Origin of the sequence: Rhodoferax mekongensis (genome assembly GCF_032191775.1) — a bacterium.
GTDB lineage: Bacteria > Pseudomonadota > Gammaproteobacteria > Burkholderiales > Burkholderiaceae_C > Allorhodoferax > Allorhodoferax mekongensis.
Genome location: NZ_CP132507.1, coordinates 1,794,339 through 1,819,597 on the forward strand (window position 1 = coordinate 1,794,339; position 25,259 = coordinate 1,819,597).

Sequence of the window (25,259 nt, forward strand, 5' to 3'; positions counted from 1 at the left end):
GAGGTCCTCTCATCAGCGTTGGGTTGAACTTTAATTTCAATATCCGCGCAGATAAACCCGATAATTCGGCCATTACTGTTTCATAAATTGAGCAAATCATGGACCGTTTAACTGCCATGCAGGTGTTTGTGGAGGTGGCGCAGAGTGGCAGCTTCAGCGCCACGGCCGACAAACTGGATATGTCGCGCGCCATGGTGACGCGCTATGTCGGCGAGCTGGAGCAGTGGCTGGGCGCACGCCTGCTCCAGCGCACTACCCGCAGCGTCACACTGACCGACGCCGGTGAGAGTTGCCTGCGCCGCAGCCAGCAGATGCTGGCGCTCATGGAGAACGTCGAAGAAGAAACCAGCCGCCACGACGGCGCGCTGCGCGGGCAACTGCGGGTGACCTGCAGCATGTCGTTTGCCTATGCAGAAATGGCGGCGGCGATTTCCGATTTTCTGGCGCTCTATCCGCAGCTCAAGATCGACCTCAATGCCAGCGAAGGCGCACTCAACCTGGTGGAGGCGCGCATCGACTTGGCCATTCGCATCAGCGCCGAGCCGGACCCGGCACTCATCGGCCGTGTGCTGGCGCCATGTGCCTCGGTGCTGGTGGCTTCGCCGGACTACCTCGCGAAGCACGGCACGCCGCAGTTCCCCGCAGACTTGCAGGCCCACCGCTGTTTGAGCTATGCCAACTTTGGAAAAAGCGTGTGGAAACTACAGCGCGGCGAGGAGCACGCCGAGGTGCATGTGGGCAGCCACTTCAGCGCCAACGAGGCCACCGCCTTGATGCGGGCTGCGCTCGCGGGTGGCGGTGTGGCCATGCAACCCACGTACCTGGCAAGCCCCCACCTCCATGATGGCAGCTTGCAACAGGTGCTGCCGCAGTGGCAGCTGCCCATGATGTCCATCTACGCGCTCTACCCCTCGCGCAAGCACCTTTCCCCGGCCGTGCGGGCTTTGCTGGACTTTTTGGTGGAGCGTTTTGCGAGCGAGCCCTGGAAGCTGTAGCGCTGAATTGCTATCAATTCAGTAGCTGCTCGCGCATATTCAACGGGCGCCAGGGGCCATTTTTGCTTGGAATTCAGCCCAAGTGCTCCACCACCAGCACCGCCTTGGCCATGCCCTTGCCGGTGTTGCTGATGGCGTGTTGCACGTCCACCGCGTAGCGTGCGCTGTCGCCCGCCTTGAGCACCTTGCTGCTGTCGGCCGCCTGCACCGTGAGGCTGCCGCTGAGCACCGAGAGGTGCTCTTTCGCGCCCGCCTCGTGCGGCTCGGAGGCCAGCACGCCGCCGGGCTCCACGGCCAGCTCGTACCACTCCACCTGGCCCGCCAAGGCAATGGGCCCCAGGATGCGCAGGGTGCACTTGCCGTCCGGGCTGGTGGTGACGGGAATGGTGTGGGCCGGTACCAGCTCCACCGTGGGCGTGGCCTTGTCGGCAGTGGTGTTGCACAGCAGGTCAGTGAGGCTGATGCCCAGCGCCGTGGCCAGGCGCCAGAGCACACCTACCGTCGGATTGGCCTGGTTGCGCTCTACCTCGGAGAGCATGGATTTGGAAACTCCTGCGCGTTTGGAAAGCTCGTCCAGCGAGAGCTGTTGCGCCTTGCGGGCGTCTTGCAGTTTGGAGCCTACAGCTGGGGGGCCGTCGACCAAGGAAGTAGGGTGGGGGACTTGCGCCATGGTGATGTTGGTCGGTAAAATGGATTTTTGTTCGATATACCGGAAATATCCGCTGAAACGATATTACACCGCCATGACCACTTTGCCTACCTCCGTGTCCACCGTTTCCCCTGGTCACTATTTGCAGTTCGCCAGCGACAACACTTCCGGCATCTGCCCTGAGGCCATGCAGGCGTTCATGGCGGCCAACACCGGCTTTGCGGCGTCCTACGGCAATGACGACGCCACGCGCTTGGCCTGCGACCGCATCCGCGAAGTGTTTGAGGCGGACGCTGAAGTATTTTTTGTGTTCAACGGCACGGCGGCCAACTCGATTGCGCTGGCGTCCTTGTGCCAGTCTTACCAGGCCGTCATTTGCAGCGACACCGCCCACGTGGAGACCGATGAGTGCGGCGCGCCCGAGTTCTTCTCGAATGGTTCCAAGCTGCTTTCAGCCCCGCACCGCCACGGCAAGCTCACCTCAGCCGGGGTGCTCGAAGTCATCACCCGCCGCACCGATGTGCACTACCCGCGGCCCAAGGTCGTCACGCTGACCCAGTCCACCGAAATGGGTTCGGTCTACCAGAAGGGCGAAATCAGCGGAATCAGCCGCATCGCGCAGGAGCACGGCCTGAAGGTGCACATGGACGGCGCCCGCTTTGCCAACGCCGTGGCCGCCCTCAAGGTGGCGCCCGCCGACATCACCTGGCGCGCCGGGGTGGACGTGCTGTGCTTTGGTGGCACCAAGATGGGCTTGCCGATTGGCGAAGCCATTGTGTTTTTTGACCGCAAGCTGGGCGAAGAGTTTTCTTACCGCTGCAAACAGGCCGGACAGCTGGCCTCCAAAATGCGCTACCTCTCAGCCCCCTGGCTCGCCATGCTGACCGACAACACTTGGCTGCGCCACGCCGCCCACGCCAACGCCATGGCGCACAGCCTCTCGGAACGCATTGCCGGCATCGCCGGTGCCGAGTTGTTGCTGCCCACCGAGGTGAACGGCGTGTTCGTGAATTTGCCCGAACCCGCCATTGCCCGCCTCAAGGCGCTGGGCTGGACCTTTTACACCTTCATTGGCGGTGGTGCGCGCTTTATGTGCTCCTGGGTTACGACCGAAGAGGCAGTGGACCATTTGGCCAGCGATCTGGAGCGGGTGCTGGCGGGTTGAATGATTCAGTAATTGCTACGAATTTTGTAGCTGCTTGCGCAATAAAAACGGGGGCTAAGCCCCCGTTTTTATTTGAAGGTGGTTGAGATTCAGCCCAGGCGAGCGCGGTGCCGCGCCACCTGTGCCCGTACCTGCGCCGGCGCCGTGCCACCCAGGATGTTGCGGGCGTTGAGTGAGCCACGCAGGCTCAGGCACTCGTATACATCTTTATCAATGCTGGCGTGGAAGCCTTGCAGCACGGCCAGCGGCAATTCAGACAGATCGCAGGCGTGGGACTGGGCAGCTTTCACGGCGTGGGCCACAGTCTCGTGGGCGTCGCGGAAGGGCAGGCCTTTCTTCACCAAATAGTCGGCCAGGTCGGTGGCAGTGGCGTAGCCCTTGAGGGCGGCGCGCTCCATGGCTTCGGCGTTCACGCTGATGCCGCCTTCCTTTTTACCGGTGGCCGCATTCAACTGGCCGCCAATCATCTCGGAGAAGATGCGCAGCGTGTCCTTCAGGGTGTCCACCGTGTCGAACAGCGGCTCTTTGTCTTCCTGGTTGTCCTTGTTGTAGGCCAGGGGCTGGCCCTTCATGAGGGTGATCAGGCCCATCAGGTGGCCGACCACGCGGCCGGTCTTGCCGCGTGCCAGCTCAGGCACGTCGGGGTTTTTCTTCTGCGGCATGATCGACGAGCCGGTGGTGAAGCGGTCGGCAATTCGGATAAAGCCGAAGTTCTGGCTCATCCAGATGATCAGCTCTTCGCTCATGCGGCTGATGTGCACCATGGCAAGTGCGGCGGCGCTGGTGAACTCGATGGCGAAGTCGCGGTCGCTCACAGCGTCCAGGCTGTTCTGGCATACGCCGTCCATGCCCAGCGTCTTGGCCACGCGCTCGCGGTCCAGCGGGTAGCTGGTGCCCGCCAGGGCGGCGCTGCCCAGCGGCAGGCGGTTGGTGCGGCGGCGCACTTCGGCAAAGCGCTCGGCATCGCGGTTGAACATTTCCACATAGGCCAGCATGTGGTGGCCAAAGCTCACCGGCTGGGCCACTTGCAGGTGGGTGAAGCCGGGCAAGATGACGTCGGTGTTGGCCTCGGCCACATCGACCAGCGACTTTTGCAGGTCCACCAGCAGCTCGCCAATCAGGTCAATTTCGCCCCGCAACCACAGGCGCACATCGGTGGCCACTTGGTCGTTGCGGCTGCGGCCGGTGTGCAGGCGCTTGCCGGCATCGCCCACCAGTTGGGTGAGGCGCGCTTCAATGTTGAGGTGCACGTCTTCGAGGTCCAGCTTCCATTCGAAAGCGCCGGATTCGATTTCGCTCCAGATCTGCGCCATGCCTTTCTGGATGGAGGCGTGGTCGTCGGCAGAGATGATGCCTTGCGCGGCCAGCATTTCGGCGTGTGCCAGGCTGCCGGTGATGTCGGCCTGCCAGAGGCGCTTGTCGAAAAACACGCTGGAGGTGTATCGCTTGACCAGATCGCTCATGGGCTCGGAGAACAGCGCGGACCACGCTTGGGACTTTTTATCGAATTGGTTTTGTGACATGGGAAGCGCTTTTCAGGAAAGGAGTCAAAATCCGGTGGACATGAACGACAACCAAATATTATCGACGTTCCAGGAACTCACCCCTGCGGTGCCGGCTGCGCAGCCTGCACCGGTGCTGGTGTTCGACGCCTGCCACATCGGTGTGGTGCTGCGCGCGGTGTTGTTTGTGGAGCTGTCTCTTTCGGTGGTGTGCATGTTTGCTGCTGCCGGCCTGTGGGATTGGATAGCGCGTCTGGCTCTGGTGACCGGTGCAGCTTTGCCCGGCACACTGGCGTGGCTGTTGTCCGCGTGTATTGCCAAGCGTTGGCTGGCGCGCATGCCCAAGTCTGCCCAATATGCACTGGCCATTTCGCTGGGAGGGATCGCCGGTTTGTATGGCTGCGGATTGCTGGCTCTGTCAGGACTGCTGGAGAGCCCGCCCTGGGTGCCCAGTTTCTTCTCCGGCGCTTTGTTGTCCAGCCTGTTGGTCGCAGCGTTGGTCATGCGCGCCAAAGGCCGCACTCCCGCAGATACCGCGGCTCGTCTCGCGGAGCTGCAATCGCGCATCCGGCCGCATTTTTTGTTCAATACCCTCAATAGCGCGATCGCGCTGGTGAGGGCAGAACCTGCCAAGGCAGAGGCGTTGCTGGAAGACCTGAGCGACCTGTTTCGCCATGCGCTCAAAGACCCGAGCAGTTCGGTCACCTTGGGCGAAGAGCTGTCGCTCGCGCAACGCTACCTGGCGATTGAGCAGGTGCGCTTCGGTGACCGCCTGCGGGTGCAGTGGGATCTGGATCCGCTGGCCGATGGCGCCCATTTGCCTCCCTTGATCTTGCAACCGCTGGTTGAAAATGCGGTCTGCCACGGCGTGGAGCCCAGCGACACCGGAGCGTCCGTCAAAATATCGACACGTTGCAAGGGCTCGGTGGTGGTGATCAAAGTCACCAACACGGTGCCGGCCGGGCAGGGCGCTCGGGGCCATGGCCTGGCGCTGCGCAACGTGCAGGAGCGGCTGGCCTTGTTGCATGATGTGCAGGGCCAATTCAAGAGCGGCCTGAAAGATGGTGTGTACCAAGTACGTATGGAGGTGCCTTTATGACTGCAATGCAGCCTGACACCCTGTTGCGGGTGATGCTGGTGGATGACGAGCCCCTGGCCCGGGCCCGCATGCGCACCTTGCTCGGCGACTGCACCCATCCTGCCGTCCATGTAGCCGCCGAAGCCCCGAATGCCGAGCAGGCTGCTGCCTTGTTGCGCCAGCAACCGGTGGATCTGGTGTTTCTGGATATCCATATGCCGGGCAACAGTGGCCTGACCCTGGCCCAGACATTGCGCACTCTGCAGCACCCGCCTGCGATTGTGTTTGTGACGGCCCACGCCGAGCATGCCGTTGCGGCTTTTGATCTGGAAGCGGTGGACTACCTGACCAAACCCGTACGCCTGGAGCGCCTGCAGGCAGCGCTACAAAAAGCAGAGCGATTCGCGCATGCAAGACGGGCGCTACAGGCCGATTTGGCCAGTGAAGAGGTACTGATCATCCAGGAGCGCAACCGGACAGAGCGGGTGCCTTTGACGCAAGTGCTCTACTTCAAGGCAGAGCTCAAATACATCACGGTACGCACGGCCACACGCAGCTACATCCTGGATGGCGCTTTGAACGACTTGGAAGAAAAACACGGAGGCCAGTTCATCCGCATCCACCGCAATGCATTGGTGGCCCGCAAGATGGTGCGATCACTGGAAAAGCATTTCGATGCTGAAGAGGGCGAAGGCTGGGCGGTGAGGCTGCAGGGGCTGGACGAGCTGCTGTCGGTATCCCGCCGGCAACTGCCCTCGGTGAGGGCACTGATTTCTCAATGAATTTGCGTCTCGCTTTTTGTACTGCGGGGCTGGCAGGTCTGGTTTTGGCAAGCTCCACATGGGCTCAGAAGCCGACGGACAAGCCTGCTTTCACCAAGGTCCGCATCGGCGCTGAAGACGATTGGCGCCCCTACGCGTATGCGCAAGCGGGCCAGCCTGCCGGCTTTGCGGTGGAATTGGTCCGTGCGGCCTGGGAGGCGGCAGGGGTAGAGGTGGAGTTGGTCCCCTTGCCATACGCGCGCTGTATGCGCGAGGTGGAGGCGGGAAAGCTCGCCGGTTGTTTCGATACGCTGCGTGACGCCCGTACTGAAGACAAATACCTCTGGCACAAGTACCACCTGTTTCGTGCACGCATCGGCATCTATGGCCGCAGTGACGGACCTGCAGATCCTGTGAATGTGCAGGCTTTGCGGGGAAAGCGAGCAGGGGTGACGAATGGTTACGACTACGGTACCGCCTTTGATGACGACCCGACGATGGTGCGGGACGTGGCAGCCTCCGACCTGACCTCCCTGCGCAAACTGGTTGCCGGGCGGGTGGACTATGCGTTGGTGTTTGACCGGGTCGCTAATGAAATTGCAGCCAACAACCCGACCTTGGGCCAAGGGTTCAGGCTTCGGGGTGTTCTGCTGGAGCCCAGCTTGTATCTCTCGTTTTCCAAGAAGTTTCCCGGCGTTGAGCCATTGATTGCCCGCTTTGACGCCGGTTTGGACAAGATCCGCAAGAACGGTGAATATGCACGCATTGAGGCTCGTTGGCGTTGAGGTTGGACCGTTTCGTGCTCCAATAAAAAAGGGCCCTGAGGCCCTTTTTTATTGCGGGAGATCGCACTGTCAGCCTGTGTTGCGCAGGCCGGCTGCAATGCCGTTGATGGAGATGTGGATACCGCGCTGCACCCGTTCGTCCGCCTTGCCTTCGCGGTAACGACGTACCAGCTCCACTTGCAGGTGGTGCAGGGGGTCGATGTAGGGGAAGCGATGACGGATGGAGCGCTGCAATGCGGCGTTGTTGGCCAAGCGGTTCTTTTCACCGGTGATGGTGGCAAGCGCTTGGGCGGTGCCATGCCACTCGGCCTCGATGGCCGTGAAAATCTTCTTGCGCAAGCGCGCATCGCCCACCAGCTCGGAATAGCGCGAAGCCAAAGCTAGGTTGCTCTTGGCCATCACCATGTCCATGTTGGAGAGCAGGGTGCGGAAGAAGGGCCACTGCTTGTACATCTTTTGCAGCAACGCCACGCGTTCTTTTTGCTCCGCAACGGTACCGTTGCCGATGAACTTCTGCACAGCGGAGCCGAATCCGAACCAGCCGGGCAGCGTCAAGCGGCACTGGCCCCAGCTGAAGCCCCAGGGGATCGCACGCAGGTCTTCAATGCGCTGGGAAGCCTTGCGCGAAGCAGGGCGGGAGCCGATGTTGAGTTCGGCAATTTCGCGCAGTGGCGTGGAGCTGAAAAAGTATTCGGTAAAGCCGGGGGTTTCGTACACCAGCGCCCGGTAGGCCGACATGCTGTTTTGCGACAGCTCGGCAGCGGCCTCCAAGAAGGCTTTGGTAGCCGATTTGGTGGGTTGCAGCAAAGTGGCTTCCAAGGTAGCTGCGACCAGGGTTTCCAAGTTGCGACGACCGATCTCAGGGTTGGCGTATTTAGAGCCGATCACCTCGCCTTGTTCGGTCAGGCGGATCTGACCGCGCACGGTGCCGGGAGGCTGGGCCAGGATGGCCTGGTAGCTCGGGCCGCCGCCGCGACCCACGGTGCCGCCGCGGCCGTGGAACATGCGCAGCTGGATCTTGTGTTGGGCAGCCAGCACGTCAAACAATTCGACCAAGGCGATTTCTGCCCGGTACAGTTCCCAGTTGCTGGTGAAGATGCCGCCGTCCTTGTTGGAGTCGGAGTATCCCAACATGATGTCCTGCTCGCCACCGCTACGCTTGACCAACTCGGCCACGCCGGGCAGCGCGTAGAACTCACGCATGATGGGCGCAGCGTTGCGCAGGTCTTCAATGGTCTCGAACAGAGGCACCACGATCAGGTCGGCAGTCGCTTCTGCATCCAGGGTGCCGCGCATCAGGCCGACTTCCTTTTGCAGCAGCAGGACTTCCAGCAAGTCGCTCACGGTTTCGGTGTGGCTGATGATGTAGTGGCGGATGGCCTCTACGCCGAAGCGCTCGCGCATCACCTTGGCCATGGCAAAAATCGCCAGCTCACCCTGCGCATGGGCCGAGTACTCCGCGCCGTGCACGCGCAGGGGGCGGGCGTCGTTGAGCAGGCCTAGCAGCAGGGTGCGTTTTTCTGCTTCGCCCAAGCTGCTGTAGTCGGCATGCACGCGGGCGGTGGACAGCAACTCGGCGACCACTTCCTCGTGCTTGTCAGAGCTCTGGCGCAAGTCCACCGTGGCCAGGTGGAAGCCGAACACTTCCACTGCACGGATCAAGGGGTGCAGGCGTTGGGCTGTGAGTGCAGCGCCGTGGTTGGCTTTGAGGGAGGCCTCGATCACACGCAGGTCAGCCACGAAATCTTCGGCCTTCAGGTACGGATTTTGGGGCGCCACAGCATGACGCGCAGCCTCGGTACCGGTCAGTTCCTTGAGGGTCGCAGCCAGACGCGCGTACATGCCGGTCAGGGCACGGCGGTAGGGCTCGTCCTTGCGGTGGGCATTCTGGTCGGGCGAGCTTTCGGCCAGGGCTTGCATCTCAGGGGTGCAGTCGGCCAGCATGGCAGAGATGGACAGCTCACCGCCCAGGTAATGCACCTCGGTCAAGTAGTGGCGCAGGGCTACCTCTGCCTGACGGCGCAGGGCGTATTCCAGAGTCTGTGCGCTGACGTTGGGGTTGCCATCTCGGTCGCCGCCTATCCATTGGCCCATGCGCAAAAAACTGTGCACCGGCTGGTTGCCCAGCATGTCTTCGAGGTCGGCGTAAAGCTTGGGGATTTCGCGCAGGAAGGTGGACTCGTAATAGCTCAGGGCGTTTTCAATTTCGTCGGCCACGGTGAGCTTGGAGAAGCGCAACAGGCGGGTCTGCCAGAGCTGCATGACGCGGGCGCGCATCTGGGCTTCATTGGCCGCCAGTTCTTTGGGGGTGAGTGCGTCTTTTTTGCTGTCGACGATGCTGGCGCGTTGCTTGATCTCATCGCGCTGGGTCAGCAGCTGGGCGATGTCACGCTCGGCATCCAGAATGCTCTTGCGTTGCACTTCGGTGGGGTGGGCCGTGAGCACCGGGGACACAAAGCTTTGGGCGAGTGTGTTGGAAATTGCCTTGGGCGCAATGCCGGCCCAACGCAGGCGGGACATGGCAACTTCAATGCTGCCTTCCTGGGTATCACCGGCACGCTCGTGGATGGCACGGCGGCGGATATGGTGGCGGTCTTCGGCCAGGTTCGCAAGGTGCGAGAAATAGGTGAATGCGCGAATCACGCTGACGGTCTGGTCGCCAGACAGGCTCTTGAGCAATTTCTTGAGTGCCTTGTCGGCTTCCTGGTCGGCATCCCGGCGGAAAGCCACCGACAGGGTGCGGATTTTTTCGATGAGCTCATAAGCATCCACACCTTCTTGCTCCCGGATCACATCCCCCAGAATGCGCCCAAGGAGGCGGATGTCTTCTACCAAGGGACGCTCGTTGTCTTTTGCGCGCTTGGCCGTTTCTGCGGCAGGTGCTTTATTCATAGGTCTGGGAGTGAGGTGAGAGAGGCTTCGCATGAAGCAAGGAACGCGCCCATGCTAGCATCGAAGGCCTATTTTCGATTACAGCCGGGTTACGATTTTGTCCAATTTTACGATCGCCACACGCGAGAGCCGACTGGCTCTCTGGCAAGCTGAACACGTCAAAGCATTGCTGGAGAAAAATGGCGCGTCCGTCACCCTGCTGGGCATGACGACCAAGGGCGACCAGATTCTGGATCGCTCGCTCAGCAAGGTCGGTGGCAAGGGACTCTTTGTCAAGGAATTGGAAGTTGCTCTCGAGGAAGGCCGTGCTGACCTCGCGGTCCATTCCCTCAAAGACGTTCCCATGGAGTTGCCCGAAGGCTTTGCGCTGGCCTGCGTGATGGAGCGTGAAGACCCCCGGGACGCCTGGGTGTCCGGCACCTATGCCAGCGTGATGGATTTGCCGCAGGGTGCCGTGGTGGGTACCTCCAGTTTGCGCCGTGTGGCCTTGCTGCGCGCCATCCGCCCGGACCTGAAAATCGAACCTCTGCGGGGCAACCTGGACACCCGCTTGCGCAAGTTGGACGAAGGTTTGTACGACGGCATCGTGCTGGCTGCCGCCGGACTCAAGCGTCTGGGGATGGAGTCTCGCATTCGGGCCGTGTTTGAGCCCGAGCAAATGCTGCCCGCTGCAGGTCAGGGCGCGCTGGGTATTGAAATCCGTGCCGGCCGGCAAGATGTGGAGGCGGCTTTGCAGCACCTCGTTCACCAGCCCACCTGGCTGGCTGTGAGTGCCGAACGCGCGGTGAGCCGCATGATGGGAGGAAGTTGCTCCATGCCATTGGCGGCCTATGCCACGATCTCCGGTGATGAGCTGCATATCCGCGCAGCCTGGGGCGACGCAGAGGGCATCCAGCCGGTGGTCTATGCCCGGGCCTCCGGCCTTGCCAAAAATGCCGCCGAGGCCACTGCACTCGGCGAGCAGGTTGCCCGCGACTTGCAGGCTGCGGTGCAGGCCCAGACACGATAAGGTTTCCCATGCGCGTCATCATCACTCGCCCCCAGGCAGAGGCTGCTCCGTGGCTCAAGGCTTTGGATGCTGCCGGCTACACCAGCTGGAGCCTGCCGCTGATTGACATCCGTCCCGCCGCGCAGTCCGCGCACGTGGAATCCGCGTGGAGCCGTCTCTCCGACTTTGACGCAGTGATGTTTGTGAGTCGTAACGCGGTGTACCACTTTTTTGAAAGAAAAGTGGGCTTGGCGCCTGTATTTACTGTGCAAGCAGCTATAAAAACAAGAGCATTCGTCACCGGGCCGGGCAGTTACTCCGCCTTGCAGCGGGTTGGTGCGGAGCCCGGTTTTGTGGACGCGCCTGACTTCCAGGCAGGGCAGTTTGATTCAGAGGCCCTTTGGGCCGTAGTGCGAAGCCGGGTCGCGCCCGGTTATCGGGTGTTGATTGTTCGCGGCAGTACCATTGACGAAGGAGCCAGCGATGAAGGCTCCGGGCGCGACTGGTTTGCCCGGCAGGTGATGGATGCCGGTGGTAAGGTGGAGTTTGTGGTTTCCTATGAGCGCCAGCGCCCTCAATGGGACGCATCCACCATCGCACAGGCCCAAGCCGCCGCCACCGATGGTACGGTGTGGGTGTTCAGCAGTTCCGAGGCCATCCGCAACCTCCAGCAATGCTGCCCCGGTGTGAGCTGGCAGCAAGCGCAAGCGGTGGTGACCCATGCGCGCATTGGAGATGCCGCACGGGAAGCCGGATTCGGTCGGGTGCGGGAGTCCAAGCCACTGCTGCCGGCGCTGATGGCGTCGATAGAATCCCTGCAATGAATCCAGAAGCATCCGCCCCTGAAGCACCGGCAGTATCTGACGCGCCCGCAGCGCCTTTTCCGGGCGCTCTTCTCCCTACCGTGAAGTCCTCCCGCCGATGGTTGCGTGGGGTGGCGGTGGTGGCGGTAGCCGGTGTGATCGGCAGCGTCTTGCTGTGGCAAAAACTGGGCAACATCCAAGAGCAGTTGGCCCGCCAGACAGCGGAGTCCGGCAGCCAAGCAGGTGAAGCCCGCGCGACCGCCAAGCAGGCCCAAGAACTGGCGATTGAAACGGCCGCCAAGTTGGCCGTGTTGGATGCGCGACTCAGTGAGGTTGCCCTGCAACGCACGCAGCTCGAAGAATTGATGCAAAGCCTGTCGCGCTCGCGCGATGAGAACCTGGTGGTCGACATTGAATCATCGCTGCGTTTGGCCCAGCAACAAGCCCAGCTGACAGGCAGTGTGGAGCCTTTGCTGGCGTCGCTCAAGTCGGCGGAATTGCGTGTGGCCCGTGCAGCACAGCCGCGTTTGACACCGGTGCAGCGGGCCATTGCCAAGGATGTCGCCCGTATCAAGGGCACCGCCTTGTCTGACACGCCGGCCATGCTGGTTCGGCTGGACGAGTTGGTTTCCTTGGCGGATGAGCTGCCAGTGGGTAACGCAGTGCAGGCCCCCAAGTCTGTGCCCAGCCTGCAGCGCAAGAATGACGAGACCCTCACCGGCTGGTCCGGTCGCATGCTGGAGTTGGTGCGCGAGGAGGTACGCGGCTTGGTGCGGGTGAGCAAGATCGAGAACCCCGACGTGGCCCTGCTCTCGCCGGAACAATCGTTCTTCGTGCGCGAAAACTTCAAGCTCAAGGTCTTGAATGCCCGATTGGGCCTGCTGTCCCGCCAGACGGATGCTGCGCGAGCGGATCTGGTGGCTGCGTCCAACGCCTTGACCCGGTATTTCGATGCCGGTTCTCGAAAGACCCAGACCGCCCAAGCCGCCTTGCAGCAGTTGCAATTGCAGATGCGGACCCTGGAAATTCCTCGAGTGGATGAGACGCTGGCGGCTCTGGCTACCGCGGCTGCAGGACGCTGACCATGCGCTTTGCTCTATGGCTGATGGCCTTGTTCTGTATGGCGGTGGCGTCCGCCTTGTTTGCAGGGAACAACCAAGGCACTGTGACTTTGTACTGGCCGCCTTACCGGGTCGACATGTCCCTGAATCTGGTGTTGCTGGCTTTGGCGCTGGCCTTTATCACGCTGCACCTTGCACTGCGAGGGATCTCCGGGTTGTTCAGCATTCCACAGCAGGCGCGCCGCTGGCGCTTGTCCTACAAAGAGCGCACAATTTATTCCGGTTTGCTGGACACGATCTCGCATTTGGTAGCCGGCCGTTTTGTGCGGGCACGCAAGGCTGCGGAGGTCGTGGTTGCGGTGGAAGATGCGATGCTCTCCAGCGGAGACGCCTTGCCCGATGCGGCGCGGCTGCGCACGCTGGCGCATTTGCTGGCTGCGGAGAGTGCGCACGCATTGCAAGACCGTGGCACACGAGAAACCCATTTTCAGCGGGCGTTGCAGGAGGCGGGCAGCAAGGATGCGAGCGACCTGCGCGATGGTGTCCAGCTGCGTGCCGCCCGCTGGGCCCTCGAAGACCGGGATTCCACCGGAGCAGTCCAATGGCTGGAGCAACTGCCCGTGGGTACCGCCCGCCGCACGATTGCCTTGCGATTGCGTTTCAAGGCGGCGCGTCAAGCCCGCAACACGCGAGTGGCGCTGGACGCTGCCCGTGTGCTGACCAAGCACCGCGCGTTTTCGGAAGTTGCAGGCACCGGCATCGTGCGGGGGCTGGCATTGGAGCTGCTGCGCGGCGCGCATGATGCGGCGCAGCTAGAGCAGGCGTGGGCTGCACTGGATAGCCCGGAACGTCTCTTGCCTGATGTGGCGCTCGAGGCGGCAGAGAGGTTGCTTGTGCTGGATGGTGACGTAGCGACCGCCCGCTTGTGGGTGTTGCCTTTGTGGCAGGGCCAAAATCCACAGGCTCCGGCAATGAGCTACGAGCAACGAGTGCGTCTGGTCCGCGTGTTGGAACGCAGTTTCATGTCGGAAGAAACCCAGCCCGATGGCGTCTGGCTCTCGCGTATTGAGACAGCCCAGATGGCACAGCCTGGCGACCCTCTGCTGCAATACCTTGCAGGGGTGCTGTGTGTGCGTTTGTCTCTGTGGGGCAAGGCCCAGGCATTGTTGCGCCAAGCCATCCCCATGCTCAAAGATGCAGATATGAAACGTCGGGCTTGGCTGGCTATGGCCGAACTTGCCGAGCACCGCCTGGACACCAAGGGCGCGGCCGAGGCCTACAAAGCTGCTGCCAAGGCGTAAAACCCTTGGTGACGCGCTTGCGCGTTAGGGCTATTATGGTTTCATGGCCACACTTATCGAACACCTGATCAAGCTCACGGACCACAGAGACCGTGATTTGCTCGAACTCACACTTTCCAAAGCCCTGATAGACCTGATACCCATCCAGCGGGTGTTGGTTTCCAAGGTACTCAGCGAAGAAGGCGTCAAGCGCTGGATGGATGTCACCGTGCTGGATGCCCGCGGGGGCGGCAAAGTGGTGGATCCGCTGCGGGTCGATTTCCAGACCTTGCCCTTGTTGGAAGACAACCGGGACCGGCTGCACTGCATACAGCGGCAGGAGCGTGTGGAAATTGCCTGGGCGGGCGAGAATGGTCCGCGCATCACTTACCTGCCGCTTTTTACAGATCCGGTGGCGGGTGATGAAGCTGTGCTGGAAATTCACTCTGCCAGCGCCCTGATGGATGAGCAGTTGGCGGTGGTGGGGGATGTGTCCCGTGTGTTCCGCAACATGTATCGCTTGTTGGCCTACAGCGACCGCGATGCCTTGACCGGTTTGTTGAACCGCAAATCCCTGGACGACACCTTTTACAGCGCAGTACTGGAGGAGTTGGGGCAGGTGGATGAAGCTGCAGCGGCAGCGCGGCAGCCAGCGCTCTCGGCAGGGCAGGAAAGGCGTCACCGTGTCCCGCCGAATTACTGGTTGGGCACGATATCCGTGGATAGTTACGGGGTGATCAACGACCAGCATGGGCATTTGATTGCCGAAGAAGTCTTGTTGCTGGTAGCCCGCATCATGAACAATACCTTCCGCACCTACGACCGCTTGTACCGCTTCGGTGGCGAGCAGTTTGCGGTGTTGATGCATTGCCCCGATGAGGCCTTGGTGTTGGCGGCATTTGAGCGTTTCCGGGCCAATATCGAAAAGTTCAATTTCCCGCAGGTGGGGCGCCTTACTATCAGTGGCGGTTTCACCCGGGTCAGCCCGGACGACTCTCCCAGCACCGCATTGGAGCGCGCCGAGCGTGCTGTGGACTATGCCCAACATCACGGACAGAACAAGGTGTTCAGCCACGCAGAGTTGGTCCGCAAGGGCTTTTTCGGCGAAGCATTGAAGATCGGTGCGGTTGATATTTTTTGATCTTCGGATTGCGTCAATCCAACAAAAAGGGCGCCCGACAGGCGCCCTTCTTGTTGGCCCTTGTCATCCCCTTTTGAGGGATGACAAGTCTATGCTTTAGGCTGTTTGGTTTTCTTCAAACGGCAGCTTCATGTCGCGCAAGTCGCGGCGGGTTTCCACCAGAACCAACGGACGGTCATCCAGCACCACGGGGGCGGGACGCTCACGGGGCACATGAACCGGTTTGGGTTCGGCAGCAATGGCGGCCTGAACCGCGGCAATCTTGTCAGCATCTGAATTCACCCATTGCAGGCCGGCGCTGGATGCCACTTGAGCCAGTGCTTCAGTAGGAAGCGCATAGCTCACCACTTTGGGCATGCGGCCTTCGGGAGCAGCCACCACGGAAGCAGCTGTAGTCGTGGCGACAGTGACCGGCGCAGCTACAGGAGCGACCGGGGATGCCGAAGCTAGGGGTGCCACTGCCTCAACTGGGGCTACGGGAGCAGACTCCGGTGCAGGTGCAGCGTCAAAGGTAGCCGGAGAGGCTTCCTGTCCGTCAGCCTGCTGGCGCTGCCCATTTTCACCACGCGACCCGCGATTGCCACGGTCGCGGCCATAACGGTCGCGGGAGCGGCGTTCGCGTGGTTCCTGGCCTGTGGTTCCTTCTGAGGGTACGTCGGCTGCTGAAGCGGCGTCTGTACCTTCAGCAACGGGCAACTCGCCGGGCTGATCTACACGGTTGGCCTCGTCCTGGCGTGGGCCACGGTCGTTTCGGCGGCCACGGCCATTGCGGTTACGCCCTTCACGTGGCTCACGCGCTTCACCTTGCGACTCCGCGCTTGCTTCCACGCCTTCTGCCGAAGCTTGGGCTGCAGGCGCTTCCGCATTCACCTCTGCGTTGCGGGTTGCGTTGTCGTTGCGATCGCCATTGCGGGGACCACGGTTGCCGCGTTCATTGCGGTTACCGCGCTCCTGGCGGCCTTCGCGCGCTTGTGGTGCGGGTGCGCCGTCGGCTTGCAGACTGATTTCAGCGCCTACGGCTTTGGACTGCTCGCCATCCATGCGCTCCTGACGGGGCACGCTGTTGCGCTCGCCGCGTTCATTGCGGTTGCCACGGTCTTGGCGCTCTGCGCGTTCACCACGGCCGTTGCGTTCACCACGTTCGTTGCGGTTACCGCGTTCGGAACGCTCGCCACGGTTATCGGGGCGGGTTTCGTTGCGTGGCTCGCCGCTGCGATCACCGCGCTGGTTGCGACGGTTGCCATCGCGTCCGTTGCGGCCTTCACGTTTGTCATCAGTCTTGGCCGGCGCAGGCGCTGCGGCAGGCGCAGGTGCGGCTTCAGGCGCAGCAAACAAGCTCTTGATCCATCCGAAGAATCCTTTGGATGCCGGAGCTGCAACAGGCGCTGCCACCGGTGCCGGAGCAGCCTTGACGGGCTCAGGCTTGGGCGGTGCAATGGGAGCCGGTGCATCCGGCAGCACGCCCTTGATCACAGGGGTCTGCTTGTTGGTGGGCTCTTGCGAGCGACGGGTCACGCCGGTGGCTTCTTCCATGTCGTCGGCCATCTTGTAGCTGGCTTCGATGTGGTCCAGACGGGGATCGTCGTGCTTCAAGCGCTCGAGCTTGTAGTTGGGAGTTTCCAGAGTCTTGTTGGGCACCATCAACACGTTGATGCGTTGCTTCAGCTCAATTTTGGCGATTTCAGTACGCTTTTCGTTCAGCAGGAACGAAGCCACTTCCACAGGAACCTGGCACAGCACCGAGGCGGTGTTGTCCTTGAGGGACTCTTCCTGGATGATGCGCAGAATCTGCAACGCGCTGGATTCGGTATCACGGATGTGGCCGGAGCCGCCGCAACGGGGGCAGGGGATGGATGCACCTTCGGATAGAGCCGGGCGCAGGCGCTGGCGGCTCATTTCCATCAAACCGAATTTGGAAATGGTGCCGAACTGCACGCGGGCGCGGTCCTGGCGCAGCGCGTCGCGCAAGCGGTTTTCCACTTCGCGGCGGTTGCGGGACTCTTCCATGTCGATAAAGTCGATCACGATCAAGCCACCCAAGTCGCGCAAGCGCATCTGGCGGGCCACTTCGTCAGCAGCTTCCAGGTTGGTGCGGGTGGCGGTTTCTTCGATATCACCGCCCTTGATGGCGCGGGCCGAGTTCACGTCCACGGAAACCAAAGCTTCGGTGTGGTCGATCACGATGGCGCCGCCGGAAGGCAGGGTCACGGTGCGGGCATAGGCCGATTCGATCTGGTGTTCGATCTGGAAGCGGCTGAACAGCGGCGCATCGTCACGGTAACGCTTCACGCGGGCTGCGTGCTCAGGCATCACGTGGGCCATGAATTGCTGGGCCTGCTCGTACACGTCATCGGTGTCGATCAGGATGTCGCCGATGTCGTGGTTGAAGTAGTCGCGGATCGCGCGGATAACCAAAGAAGACTCTTGGTAAATCAGGAACGCACCCTTGGCGCCCTTGGCGGCACCGTCGATGGCGCCCCAGAGTTTCAGGAGGTAGTTCAGGTCCCACTGCAGTTCGGGCGCGCTGCGGCCGATGCCGGCGGTACGGGCGATGATGGACATGCCGTTGGGGTATTCCAACTGGTCCATGTTTTCTTTGAGTTCGGCGCGGTCGTCACCCTCGATGCGGCGTGAGACGCCACCACCACGGGGGTTGTTGGGCATCAGCACCACATAGCGGCCGGCCAGCGAGATGAAAGTGGTCAGAGCTGCGCCCTTGTTGCCACGTTCTTCTTTTTCGACCTGAACCAGCAGCTCCTGGCCTTCGCGGATCGCGTCCTGGATGCGGGCATTGCTCGCAGACACGCCCTGCTGGAAATACTGTTTGGAAATTTCCTTGAAGGGCAGAAAACCGTGGCGGTCTTCGCCGTAGTCCACAAAGCAAGCTTCCAGTGACGGCTCTACACGGGTCACGACCGCTTTGTAGATGTTGCCCTTGCGCTGTTCGCGGCCTTCAATTTCAATTTCGTAGTCGAGGAGTTTTTGTCCGTCGACGATAGCCAAGCGGCGTTCTTCAGCCTGCGTGGCGTTAATCAGCATCCGTTTCATGGATTGCATCCTTCTTCAATAAGCACATGCCCTGTGTGGGGCTAACGGAGCCGGACTGACGAATTGAAGTGAGGAGGAATTGCCGGAGAGCTATGTGTCACCGAAGGTGGCTAAGCGTAGGCGCGGGGATGGGGACGAGGGATTGCGTTTGTGAACCTGCTACAAAATTGCTAGCTGGTTGCGCTGGTGGTACCGGGGCTGCAGGCCGATTTGTGCCACCAAACGGGGCGAATACGCTCCGTAGGCACATGGTCATCAGGCTTAGCAACACAAACATCTCGTTTCATTCCGTCCGTCAACCGTGGGTTGGCGGATTTGGGGTATTCCGTATCAGGGTTTCAATTCGTAGTCTTGACCTTTGGGTGACACCGCCATCACAAGCAGCTGGCGTGTGATTTGCGGGTCGCGCCCAACGGCGGCTTCGACCTTCCAGCGAAGCGTTCAGTGGGGTGTGGACTAAACTCCAGACAAATCAACCACTTACGGCGCGTCGCTAGTGAAACACATTATAGAGGGCAATCCGCCTTCACCGGCCCCCCCTGCCAACTCCCAAGTCAAAACGGTGAAGGTGGATGAAGACAGCGCCGGCCAACGTCTGGACAACTTCCTGATGCGGGAACTCAAAGGAGTGCCCAAAACTCATGTCTACCGCATCATCCGCAGCGGTGAAGTCCGCGTAAACAAAGGTCGCGCCAGCGCCGATACCCGTATCGCCGTGGGCGACGTCATCCGTCTGCCGCCAGTGCGTACCTCTGAGCGTGCGGAACAGAAAACCGCTGCAATGGCCGAACAGGTGGGGCGTTTCGTTCCGGCCAAGGATTTTCCGGTCTTGTTTGAAGACGACCATTTTTTGGTGGTCGACAAACCTGCCGGGGTAGCCGTGCATGGCGGTTCGGGGGTGAGCTTTGGCGTCATCGAGCAGCTGCGCATGGCGCGCCCCAAAGCGACATTTTTGGAATTGGTGCACCGGCTGGACCGGGAAACCAGCGGCATCTTGCTGGTTGCCAAGAAGCGCAGCGCCCTAAAGAATTTGCAAGATCAGTTCCGGGAACGGGAAACCGGCAAAACGTACCTTGCGCTGGTGGCTGGACAATGGCCGGCCAACAAAAAGGTTTTGGACAAATCCCTGCAGAAATACCTGCTGCCCGATGGCGAGCGCCGCGTGCGGGTGGTGGCCAAAGACCACCCCGATGCCATGCCGTCCTTGAGTCTGGTCAAGGTGCACTCCGTGACCCCGGCAGCCCGCGCGGCGCAAACACCGCAACAAAAGATCTATTCCTTGCTGGAAGTGACCATCAAAACCGGCAGGACCCACCAGATCCGGGTGCACCTGGCCTCGGAAGGCATGGGCATTGTGGGTGACGACAAATATGGCGACTTCGAGTTGAACAAGGCGCTGGCACGTGAAGACGGGGCTGTGGCGCTCAAGCGCATGTTTTTGCATGCCTGGCGTTTCCAATGCAACCACCCCGCTACGGGTGAGCGGGTGGTCCTGCAGACAGGTCTGCCCCCCGAGCTTGCCCGTTTTCTTGTGCAGGCCATTCCGGAAGCGCCGGGTGCGGCGGCTCTGGTTCAGGGTTAAATCGGGGCATGAATTCCAACGCTTTTCGCCCTCGTCGTTTTGACCTGATCGCATTCGATTGGGATGGCACTCTGTTTGACTCTACGGCCCTGATCACCCGCTGTATCCAGCTGGCGGTGAAGGATGTGGGCGGTACCGTACCGAGTGACAAAGATGCGGCTTACGTGATCGGTATGGGGCTGATGCAGGCGCTGGCCCATGCCGCGCCTGACGTGCCACCCGAAAAATACCCGCAGCTGGGCGCCCGCTACAAGCACCATTACAGCGTGCATCAGAACGACATTACCCTGTTTACCGGGGTGCTGGAGATGCTGGATCGGCTCAAAGCCCGCCAGCATCTGTTGACGGTGGCCACCGGCAAAAGCCGTAGTGGGCTGAATGAGGCACTGCGCGATGTGAACCTCCAAGGCATTTTTGATGGCTCGCGCACCGCAGACGAGACCGCCGGCAAGCCGCACCCCCTGATGTTGCAGGAGCTGATGATGGAATTCGGAGTGGCGGCTGACAGCGTGCTGATGATCGGTGACACCACCCACGACCTGCAAATGGCGGTGAACGCCGGGTGTGCCAGTGTGGCCGTGAGCTACGGCGCGCATGAGCCGGACAGTTTAGCCGCGCTGGGCCCCCTGACGATTGCCCACTCGGTAGCGGAGTTGGATGCCTGGTTGCAGGCCAACGCCTGAACCTTATTAGCCTGACAAGGAGCCCTCATGCCGGACGCTGTTCCCGATACCCCCGGAATTGCCTTGTGCAACTCCGCTGATCTGGTGGATAGCGGGCTGGCGGTGCCCTTTGACGTGATCTATTGCGGGCAGACCTGTTATGCCTTTGCCATTCGCTACGCGGGCAAGGTATATGCCTATCTGAACCGCTGCTCCCACGTGCCCATGGAGATGGACTACCAGCCCAACCGGTTTTTTGACTTAACCGGTCATTGGCTGATCTGCGCCACCCACGGTGCCATGTATTCCCCCCAGACGGGGCAGTGTCGCAGCGGGCCGTGCCGGGGCAAACTGGTGTCTATCGCCGTAACCGAGGTGGACGGCGTGGTCCACTGGCATACTTCACCCCATCTTCAACCGGTATCCTTTTAAATGACCGACTTCAACTTCCCTTCTGGCCAACCAGAAGAGCCAAAAGCGCCAGTAACGCCCGTGGAATCTGCGCGGACAGCTCCTGAAAATATAGCAAAAAATGCTACTGGAGCTGACGGCTGGGAGCGGGCTACGCTTGAAAAGCTGGCTACGGCCGCCTTGGTCGAACAGCGCGCAGCCCGCCGCTGGCGCAACGGCATCCGCCTGGCGTGGCTGGGGTTCCTGTGTGTAGTGGTCTGGTTGGGCATGCAGCAGAGCGGCACGCCCAGTGATATCTCAACCCCTCACACTGCGGTGGTGAGCATCCATGGTGAGATAGCCTCGGGTAATGAAGCGAGCGCAGAAGTGGTGGTCGCTTCAGTGCGCGCTGCCTTTGAAGACCAAGGCGCCAAGGCGGTGGTCTTGCTGATCAACTCCCCCGGTGGCAGCCCGGTGCAGGCGGGCATCATCAATGACGAAATCCACCGCCTCAAGGCCTTGCACAAGAAACCGGTGTACGCGGTGGTGGAAGAAACCTGTGCCTCTGCGGCGTACTACATCGCGGTGGCAGCGGACGAAATCTATGTGGACAAAGCCAGCATCGTAGGCAGCATCGGGGTGTTGATGGATGGTTTCGGCTTCACCGGGCTGATGGAAAAGCTGGGTGTGGAGCGCCGCCTGCTCACTGCCGGCGAAAACAAGGGTTTCCTCGACCCGTTCAGCCCGCAAACCGACAAGCAGCGCGTGTTTGCGCAGGCCATGCTGGACCAGATTCACCAGCAGTTCATTGGCGTGGTGAAAGAAGGGCGTGGCAAGCGCCTGAAAGAGACCCCCGACATGTTCAGCGGCCTCTTCTGGACGGGCCAGCAAGCCATTGACCTCGGTCTTGCAGACAAGCTGGGCAATATTGACTTTGTTGCCCGCGAGGTGGTCAAGGCAGAGGAAATCGTGGACTACACCCGCAAGGAGAATGTGGCGGAACGACTGGTCAAGCGCTTTGGTGCCTCCATCGGCGAAGGTGCCGTCAAGGCCGCGCGCAGTCTGCCTGCATTCCACTGAACACTGGCCTGGCTGGTTGATTTAGCGACCCAGGGCAAAAACCGTCGGTGTGGCGTTGTCCAGCGCCCACCCGCTGTGTTTCCAAAGCTTCACGGTCTGGCTGTGGGTGGTGGCGCTTTCCAGCGTGAGGCCGCTGGACGTGGCCAGTCGGGTGTTGGTCTGCAGGGTTTGTAGCAGGCTCTGGAGCAGGGCGGTGTTGCGGTAGGGCGTTTCGATAAACAGCTGTGTTTGCCCGGTTTTGAGGGCCAGGGACTCCAGCTCCTTGATGCGCTTGACCCGCTCGCCAGGGTCTAAAGGCACATAGCCCACAAACGCAAAGTTCTGCCCGTTCAAGCCGCTGGCAGCAAGCGCCAGCAACAGGGATACAGGGCCGACCAGAGGAACCACGCGGATGCCCAACTCATGGGCTGCGCGCACCACGGAAGAGCCTGGGTCGGCGATGGCGGGCATACCTGCTTCACTCACCAGTCCCACGTCGTGTCCTTGCAGGGCAGCAGCCAACAAAGGCTTGGCATCAAAGCCGCCTTGGTGGTCGCCTTTCTTGTGGACCTCGCGCGGCAGCTCTTGCAGCTGCATCTCTTGAATCGGGGCACACAAAGGGTGAGACTCCCCCACCCGCTTGAGATAGGCTCGCGTGCTCTTGGCGTTTTCGCAAATCCAATGGCGCAGGTTGGCCGCCCGGCTCAGTGTGTGCTGCGGCATGCTGTCAGAGAGGGGGCTTTGTGTGGCGCAGCCGAAATCCAGCGGCGCGGGCACCAGGTACAGCGTGCCCGTCATGCGCCGGTGCTCAGCAAGTCCAGACCTGCGGCGCGCAACATGCGGCAGGTGCGGATCAGGGGTAGCCCCACCAGCGCGGTGGGGTCGTCGTTGTCGATAGCGTCCAGCAGGCTGATGCCCAGACCCTCGCTTTTGGCGCTGCCCGCGCAGTCGTAGGGTTTTTCGGCTTGCAGGTAATGCTCAATTTCGGTGTCTGACAGGTCGCGGAATTGCACTTTCACTGCCGCCAGATCTTCCTGCACAAAGCCGGTGGCCAGGCAGACCACGGCGACCGCGGTCTGGAAGATCACAGTCTGCCCGCGCATGGCTTGCAGTTGGGCGATGGCCCGTTCATGCGTGCCGGGTTTCCCGAGGGGCTGGCCATGGAGGTCTGCCACCTGGTCGGAGCCGATCACGATGCAATCCGGGTGCACTTCAGCCACGGCACGGGCCTTGGCGAGGGCCAGGCGCCGGGCCAGCGCCACCGGTGTTTCGCCGGGTTGGGGGGTTTCATCTACGTGGGGTGCAGCCACGCTGAAGGGCAGGCGAATACGCTCCAGCAGCTCACGCCGGTAGACGGAGGTGGAACCTAAAACGAGTTTTCTTTGCGGGGTACTTTGCATAGGGTGATTCTCTTACACTGCGCGCATGAAACATGAATACTCGCCCCGCAGCCTCTCCATCAAAGCATTCGCCCAGGCCGCCGGTGACCTGGAATCCAGCCTCCCGCTGTCGGACTTTGAGCGTCTGCGCGAGGAATCGTTGGGGCCTATAGAAGGTGTGATGGTGGAGTTTGCTGCCCAAGGCGAAATGCAGGAAGACGCGGCTGGACAGGATGAGCCTTGGGTGCACTTGTCGGGAACCACTACGCTGACCATGACCTGCCAGCGTTGCCTCGGGCCCGTGGCGGTCGATATCGAGTTTGAGCGCTCTTTCCGTTTTGTGGCCAATGAAGCCTTGGCGGAGGTGGAAGACGAAGAGTCGGAAGAAGACGTGCTCGTGATGAGCCGCGAGTTCAATCTGCTGGAACTGGTGGAGGACGAGTTGCTGATGTCCATTCCGGCGGTTCCCAAGCACGAGGAATGTCCCACCTCCGTCAAGCTGGCGGCGGCCGATGCCGATTTTGTGGATGTACCCGCCGACAAACCCAACCCGTTTGCGGTTCTGCAGCAGCTCAAAAAGTAGGCCTTGGCGAGTGTCCTGACTTTGGGCTATAATCACAGGCTTCGTGTGCGAGACTCGCCGCGTTTTACTAACCCTAACCGTGTTGCCACCTGCGCAGCACCTTTGCCCAGGAGCCGATCATGGCCGTTCAACAAAACAAAAAATCTCCTTCCAAGCGCGGCATGCACCGTTCGCACAACGCACTGAACGTGCCTGGCATCGCTGTGGAACCAACTACTGGTGAAACCCACCTGCGTCACCACATCAGCCCCACCGGTTTCTACCGTGGTCGCAAGGTGCTGAAGACCAAGTCTGAAGCCTGATTCTTCTGAATCCCGCAAAGCCCGAAGCTACAGTTTCTGTAGCGACGGGCTTTTGTCATTTTGGGGCCGGATAATCTCCCGCTACCTTGTCGTTGGATTGAATAGCGCATGATTACGATTGCCGTTGACTGCATGGGGGGCGACCATGGCCCCCAAGTGACCTTGCCTGCGTGCACCGAGTTTTTGGACCGGCATCCGGATGCCGCTCTGGTGCTCGTAGGCTTACCGGAAGCTTTGAAGGGCTTCTCGCATCCCCGCGCCACGGTGGTGCTGGCCAGCGAAGTGGTCACCATGGACGATCCTTTGGAAGTCGCATTGCGCAAGAAAAAGGACTCCTCCATGCGGGTGGCGGTGCAACAGGTCAAAGAGGGTGCCGCGCAAGCCGCTGTATCCGCAGGCAACACCGGCGCACTCATGGCCATCTCCCGCTATATCCTGAAGACTATTGACGGCATAGAGCGCCCGGCCATTGCGGGCCAGATTCCGAACGCCAAGGGCGGTGCCACTACGGTGCTGGATTTGGGTGCCAATGTGGATTGCAGTGCGGAGCACTTGCTTCAGTTTGCAGTCATGGGTTCTGCTTTGGTGTCGGTGTTGAGTGGAGATGAGTCTCCCTCGGTCGGTCTGCTCAATATTGGTGAAGAAGTTATTAAGGGTAACGAAGTCATCAAAAAAGCAGGTGAACTGCTGCGATCTGCTGCCAAAACGGGAGACTTGAACTTTGTTGGCAATGTGGAAGGCAACGATATTTTCAAGGGCACGGCAGCCATCGTGGTGTGTGACGGCTTTGTGGGGAATGTGGCGCTCAAGACCAGCGAAGGTCTGGCATCGATGTTCGGCACCTTCCTGAAAGCCGAGTTCTCTCGCAACATTTTGACCAAACTGGCTGCTATCGCAGCTTATTCGGTTCTAAATGCTTTTAAAAATCGTTTTGACCACCGTCGATACAATGGTGCGGCGCTTTTGGGCTTGCGTGGCTTGGTGTTCAAGAGCCATGGATCAGCGGATGCGATGTCCTTCGGCAATGCCTTGAACCGCGCGTATGATGCAGCCCGAAACAACTTGCTGGACCGCGTTCAGGTCCGCATTGCCCACGCTGCCGCTCTTTTGACGGTGGCGGACGCAAGCGCATAAGCTGAACGGGGTGCCCACCA

At 60.9% G+C, this 25,259-nt stretch carries 23 protein-coding genes; 17 read left to right on the top strand and 6 right to left on the bottom strand.

Annotated features, from left to right (window positions below; genetic code table 11):
• The first annotated feature begins 98 nt into the window (after window positions 1–98).
• Window positions 99–995: a LysR family transcriptional regulator gene (locus tag RAN89_RS08715; RefSeq protein WP_313869189.1), complete on the top strand. Its 897-nt coding sequence runs from the start codon at window positions 99–101 to the stop codon at window positions 993–995.
• A gap of 73 nt (window positions 996–1,068) precedes the next feature.
• Here RAN89_RS08715 and RAN89_RS08720 read toward each other — a convergent pair whose 3' ends face one another.
• Window positions 1,069–1,665 (bottom strand): helix-turn-helix domain-containing protein, encoded by a 597-nt coding sequence (locus RAN89_RS08720; protein ID WP_313869190.1) that lies wholly within the window; start codon window positions 1,663–1,665, stop codon window positions 1,069–1,071.
• A 73-nt stretch (window positions 1,666–1,738) separates the two neighbouring features.
• Between RAN89_RS08720 and RAN89_RS08725 the strand changes: the two genes are divergently transcribed.
• Window positions 1,739–2,809: a threonine aldolase family protein gene (locus RAN89_RS08725; protein ID WP_313869191.1), complete on the top strand. Its 1,071-nt coding sequence runs from the start codon at window positions 1,739–1,741 to the stop codon at window positions 2,807–2,809.
• Between the two features lie 89 nt (window positions 2,810–2,898).
• Here RAN89_RS08725 and argH read toward each other — a convergent pair whose 3' ends face one another.
• Entirely contained in the window at window positions 2,899–4,332 is a 1,434-nt protein-coding gene (gene argH, locus RAN89_RS08730; protein ID WP_313869192.1) for an argininosuccinate lyase, read from the bottom strand.
• Between the two features lie 40 nt (window positions 4,333–4,372).
• On the opposite strand from argH, the gene RAN89_RS08735 reads away from it, so the two are divergent.
• The 3 genes from RAN89_RS08735 to RAN89_RS08745 are packed head-to-tail and all read left to right on the top strand — an operon-like array spanning window position 4,373 to window position 6,935.
• Window positions 4,373–5,410, top strand: a complete 1,038-nt coding sequence (locus RAN89_RS08735) for a sensor histidine kinase (RefSeq protein ID WP_313869193.1) — start codon at window positions 4,373–4,375, stop codon at window positions 5,408–5,410.
• The gene (locus tag RAN89_RS08740; protein ID WP_313869194.1) at window positions 5,407–6,171 is read left to right on the top strand and encodes a LytR/AlgR family response regulator transcription factor; all 765 of its coding nucleotides are present in this window, start codon (window positions 5,407–5,409) and stop codon (window positions 6,169–6,171) included. Before RAN89_RS08735 ends, RAN89_RS08740 begins: the two co-directional genes overlap by 4 nt.
• Window positions 6,168–6,935, top strand: coding sequence for a substrate-binding periplasmic protein (locus RAN89_RS08745; protein ID WP_313869195.1), 768 nt, complete (start codon window positions 6,168–6,170; stop codon window positions 6,933–6,935). The genes RAN89_RS08740 and RAN89_RS08745 overlap by 4 nt, the downstream gene beginning before the upstream one ends.
• Before the next feature lie 69 nt (window positions 6,936–7,004).
• Here RAN89_RS08745 and ppc read toward each other — a convergent pair whose 3' ends face one another.
• Window positions 7,005–9,827, bottom strand: a complete 2,823-nt coding sequence (gene ppc, locus RAN89_RS08750; RefSeq protein ID WP_313869196.1) for a phosphoenolpyruvate carboxylase — start codon at window positions 9,825–9,827, stop codon at window positions 7,005–7,007.
• Between the two features lie 97 nt (window positions 9,828–9,924).
• On the opposite strand from ppc, the gene hemC reads away from it, so the two are divergent.
• From hemC to RAN89_RS08775, 5 genes are read left to right on the top strand one after another with little or no spacing between them, the layout of a single operon-like run.
• Entirely contained in the window at window positions 9,925–10,836 is a 912-nt protein-coding gene (gene hemC / locus RAN89_RS08755) for a hydroxymethylbilane synthase (protein ID WP_313869197.1), read from the top strand.
• A gap of 8 nt (window positions 10,837–10,844) precedes the next feature.
• Complete coding sequence (locus RAN89_RS08760; protein WP_313869198.1) at window positions 10,845–11,639, top strand: uroporphyrinogen-III synthase; 795 nt, start codon at window positions 10,845–10,847, stop codon at window positions 11,637–11,639.
• Window positions 11,636–12,700, top strand: coding sequence for a uroporphyrinogen-III C-methyltransferase (locus RAN89_RS08765; RefSeq protein WP_313869199.1), 1,065 nt, complete (start codon window positions 11,636–11,638; stop codon window positions 12,698–12,700). The genes RAN89_RS08760 and RAN89_RS08765 overlap by 4 nt, the downstream gene beginning before the upstream one ends.
• A gap of 2 nt (window positions 12,701–12,702) precedes the next feature.
• Entirely contained in the window at window positions 12,703–13,980 is a 1,278-nt protein-coding gene (locus RAN89_RS08770; protein WP_313869200.1) for a heme biosynthesis HemY N-terminal domain-containing protein, read from the top strand.
• A gap of 43 nt (window positions 13,981–14,023) precedes the next feature.
• Window positions 14,024–15,100: a GGDEF domain-containing protein gene (locus RAN89_RS08775; RefSeq protein WP_313869201.1), complete on the top strand. Its 1,077-nt coding sequence runs from the start codon at window positions 14,024–14,026 to the stop codon at window positions 15,098–15,100.
• Window positions 15,101–15,196: 96 nt separating this feature from the next.
• On the opposite strand, the gene RAN89_RS08780 is transcribed toward RAN89_RS08775, so the two are convergent.
• A complete protein-coding gene (locus RAN89_RS08780; protein WP_313869202.1) occupies window positions 15,197–18,148 on the bottom strand; it encodes an Rne/Rng family ribonuclease in 2,952 nt (983 codons plus the stop codon).
• A 496-nt stretch (window positions 18,149–18,644) separates the two neighbouring features.
• Between RAN89_RS08780 and RAN89_RS08785 the strand changes: the two genes are divergently transcribed.
• Genes RAN89_RS08785 through RAN89_RS08800 form a run of 4 tightly spaced genes read left to right on the top strand, consistent with a single transcriptional unit; the run spans window position 18,645 to window position 21,862 of the window.
• Window positions 18,645–19,730 carry an RluA family pseudouridine synthase gene (locus RAN89_RS08785; protein ID WP_313869203.1) on the top strand — a complete coding sequence of 362 codons (1,086 nt, stop codon included), beginning with the start codon at window positions 18,645–18,647 and terminating at the stop codon, window positions 19,728–19,730.
• An 8-nt stretch (window positions 19,731–19,738) separates the two neighbouring features.
• Window positions 19,739–20,413, top strand: coding sequence for an HAD family hydrolase (locus RAN89_RS08790; protein WP_313869204.1), 675 nt, complete (start codon window positions 19,739–19,741; stop codon window positions 20,411–20,413).
• A gap of 27 nt (window positions 20,414–20,440) precedes the next feature.
• On the top strand, window positions 20,441–20,824 hold the full coding sequence (locus RAN89_RS08795) for a Rieske (2Fe-2S) protein (protein WP_313869205.1): 384 nt from the start codon (window positions 20,441–20,443) through the stop codon (window positions 20,822–20,824).
• Window positions 20,825–21,862 carry a S49 family peptidase gene (locus tag RAN89_RS08800; RefSeq protein WP_313869206.1) on the top strand — a complete coding sequence of 346 codons (1,038 nt, stop codon included), beginning with the start codon at window positions 20,825–20,827 and terminating at the stop codon, window positions 21,860–21,862.
• A 21-nt stretch (window positions 21,863–21,883) separates the two neighbouring features.
• Here the strand turns inward: RAN89_RS08800 and RAN89_RS08805 are convergent, their stop codons facing one another.
• Together RAN89_RS08805 and RAN89_RS08810 are read right to left on the bottom strand one after the other, a co-directional pair.
• Window positions 21,884–22,639 carry an SAM-dependent methyltransferase gene (locus RAN89_RS08805; protein WP_313869207.1) on the bottom strand — a complete coding sequence of 252 codons (756 nt, stop codon included), beginning with the start codon at window positions 22,637–22,639 and terminating at the stop codon, window positions 21,884–21,886.
• Window positions 22,636–23,241 (bottom strand): Maf family nucleotide pyrophosphatase, encoded by a 606-nt coding sequence (locus tag RAN89_RS08810; protein WP_313869208.1) that lies wholly within the window; start codon window positions 23,239–23,241, stop codon window positions 22,636–22,638. Before RAN89_RS08810 ends, RAN89_RS08805 begins: the two co-directional genes overlap by 4 nt.
• A gap of 25 nt (window positions 23,242–23,266) precedes the next feature.
• Here RAN89_RS08810 and RAN89_RS08815 point away from each other — a divergent pair, with 25 nt between their 5' ends.
• The 3 genes from RAN89_RS08815 to plsX all read left to right on the top strand — a co-directional run bounded on the left by RAN89_RS08815 (window position 23,267) and on the right by plsX (window position 25,239).
• Window positions 23,267–23,803, top strand: coding sequence for a YceD family protein (locus tag RAN89_RS08815; protein ID WP_313869209.1), 537 nt, complete (start codon window positions 23,267–23,269; stop codon window positions 23,801–23,803).
• 119 nt (window positions 23,804–23,922) lie between these two features.
• Window positions 23,923–24,105, top strand: coding sequence for a 50S ribosomal protein L32 (gene rpmF / locus RAN89_RS08820; RefSeq protein WP_087496852.1), 183 nt, complete (start codon window positions 23,923–23,925; stop codon window positions 24,103–24,105).
• Between the two features lie 108 nt (window positions 24,106–24,213).
• Window positions 24,214–25,239, top strand: coding sequence for a phosphate acyltransferase PlsX (gene plsX, locus RAN89_RS08825; RefSeq protein WP_313869210.1), 1,026 nt, complete (start codon window positions 24,214–24,216; stop codon window positions 25,237–25,239).
• Window positions 25,240–25,259 lie beyond the last annotated feature (20 nt).

What these genes read in the sequence shown, in the direction of transcription:
- RAN89_RS08715 (WP_313869189.1), top strand. Translation starts at nt 99, where the DNA reads ATGGACCGTTTAACTGCCATGCAGGTGTTTGTGGAGGTGGCGCAGAGT.
- RAN89_RS08720 (WP_313869190.1), bottom strand. Translation starts at nt 1,665, where the DNA reads ATGGCGCAAGTCCCCCACCCTACTTCCTTGGTCGACGGCCCCCCAGCT.
- RAN89_RS08725 (WP_313869191.1), top strand. Translation starts at nt 1,739, where the DNA reads ATGACCACTTTGCCTACCTCCGTGTCCACCGTTTCCCCTGGTCACTAT.
- argH (WP_313869192.1), bottom strand. Translation starts at nt 4,332, where the DNA reads ATGTCACAAAACCAATTCGATAAAAAGTCCCAAGCGTGGTCCGCGCTG.
- RAN89_RS08735 (WP_313869193.1), top strand. Translation starts at nt 4,373, where the DNA reads ATGAACGACAACCAAATATTATCGACGTTCCAGGAACTCACCCCTGCG.
- RAN89_RS08740 (WP_313869194.1), top strand. Translation starts at nt 5,407, where the DNA reads ATGACTGCAATGCAGCCTGACACCCTGTTGCGGGTGATGCTGGTGGAT.
- RAN89_RS08745 (WP_313869195.1), top strand. Translation starts at nt 6,168, where the DNA reads ATGAATTTGCGTCTCGCTTTTTGTACTGCGGGGCTGGCAGGTCTGGTT.
- ppc (WP_313869196.1), bottom strand. Translation starts at nt 9,827, where the DNA reads ATGAATAAAGCACCTGCCGCAGAAACGGCCAAGCGCGCAAAAGACAAC.
- RAN89_RS08760 (WP_313869198.1), top strand. Translation starts at nt 10,845, where the DNA reads ATGCGCGTCATCATCACTCGCCCCCAGGCAGAGGCTGCTCCGTGGCTC.
- RAN89_RS08765 (WP_313869199.1), top strand. Translation starts at nt 11,636, where the DNA reads ATGAATCCAGAAGCATCCGCCCCTGAAGCACCGGCAGTATCTGACGCG.
- RAN89_RS08770 (WP_313869200.1), top strand. Translation starts at nt 12,703, where the DNA reads ATGCGCTTTGCTCTATGGCTGATGGCCTTGTTCTGTATGGCGGTGGCG.
- RAN89_RS08775 (WP_313869201.1), top strand. Translation starts at nt 14,024, where the DNA reads ATGGCCACACTTATCGAACACCTGATCAAGCTCACGGACCACAGAGAC.
- RAN89_RS08780 (WP_313869202.1), bottom strand. Translation starts at nt 18,148, where the DNA reads ATGAAACGGATGCTGATTAACGCCACGCAGGCTGAAGAACGCCGCTTG.
- RAN89_RS08790 (WP_313869204.1), top strand. Translation starts at nt 19,739, where the DNA reads ATGAATTCCAACGCTTTTCGCCCTCGTCGTTTTGACCTGATCGCATTC.
- RAN89_RS08795 (WP_313869205.1), top strand. Translation starts at nt 20,441, where the DNA reads ATGCCGGACGCTGTTCCCGATACCCCCGGAATTGCCTTGTGCAACTCC.
- RAN89_RS08800 (WP_313869206.1), top strand. Translation starts at nt 20,825, where the DNA reads ATGACCGACTTCAACTTCCCTTCTGGCCAACCAGAAGAGCCAAAAGCG.
- RAN89_RS08805 (WP_313869207.1), bottom strand. Translation starts at nt 22,639, where the DNA reads ATGACGGGCACGCTGTACCTGGTGCCCGCGCCGCTGGATTTCGGCTGC.
- RAN89_RS08810 (WP_313869208.1), bottom strand. Translation starts at nt 23,241, where the DNA reads ATGCAAAGTACCCCGCAAAGAAAACTCGTTTTAGGTTCCACCTCCGTC.
- RAN89_RS08815 (WP_313869209.1), top strand. Translation starts at nt 23,267, where the DNA reads ATGAAACATGAATACTCGCCCCGCAGCCTCTCCATCAAAGCATTCGCC.
- rpmF (WP_087496852.1), top strand. Translation starts at nt 23,923, where the DNA reads ATGGCCGTTCAACAAAACAAAAAATCTCCTTCCAAGCGCGGCATGCAC.
- plsX (WP_313869210.1), top strand. Translation starts at nt 24,214, where the DNA reads ATGATTACGATTGCCGTTGACTGCATGGGGGGCGACCATGGCCCCCAA.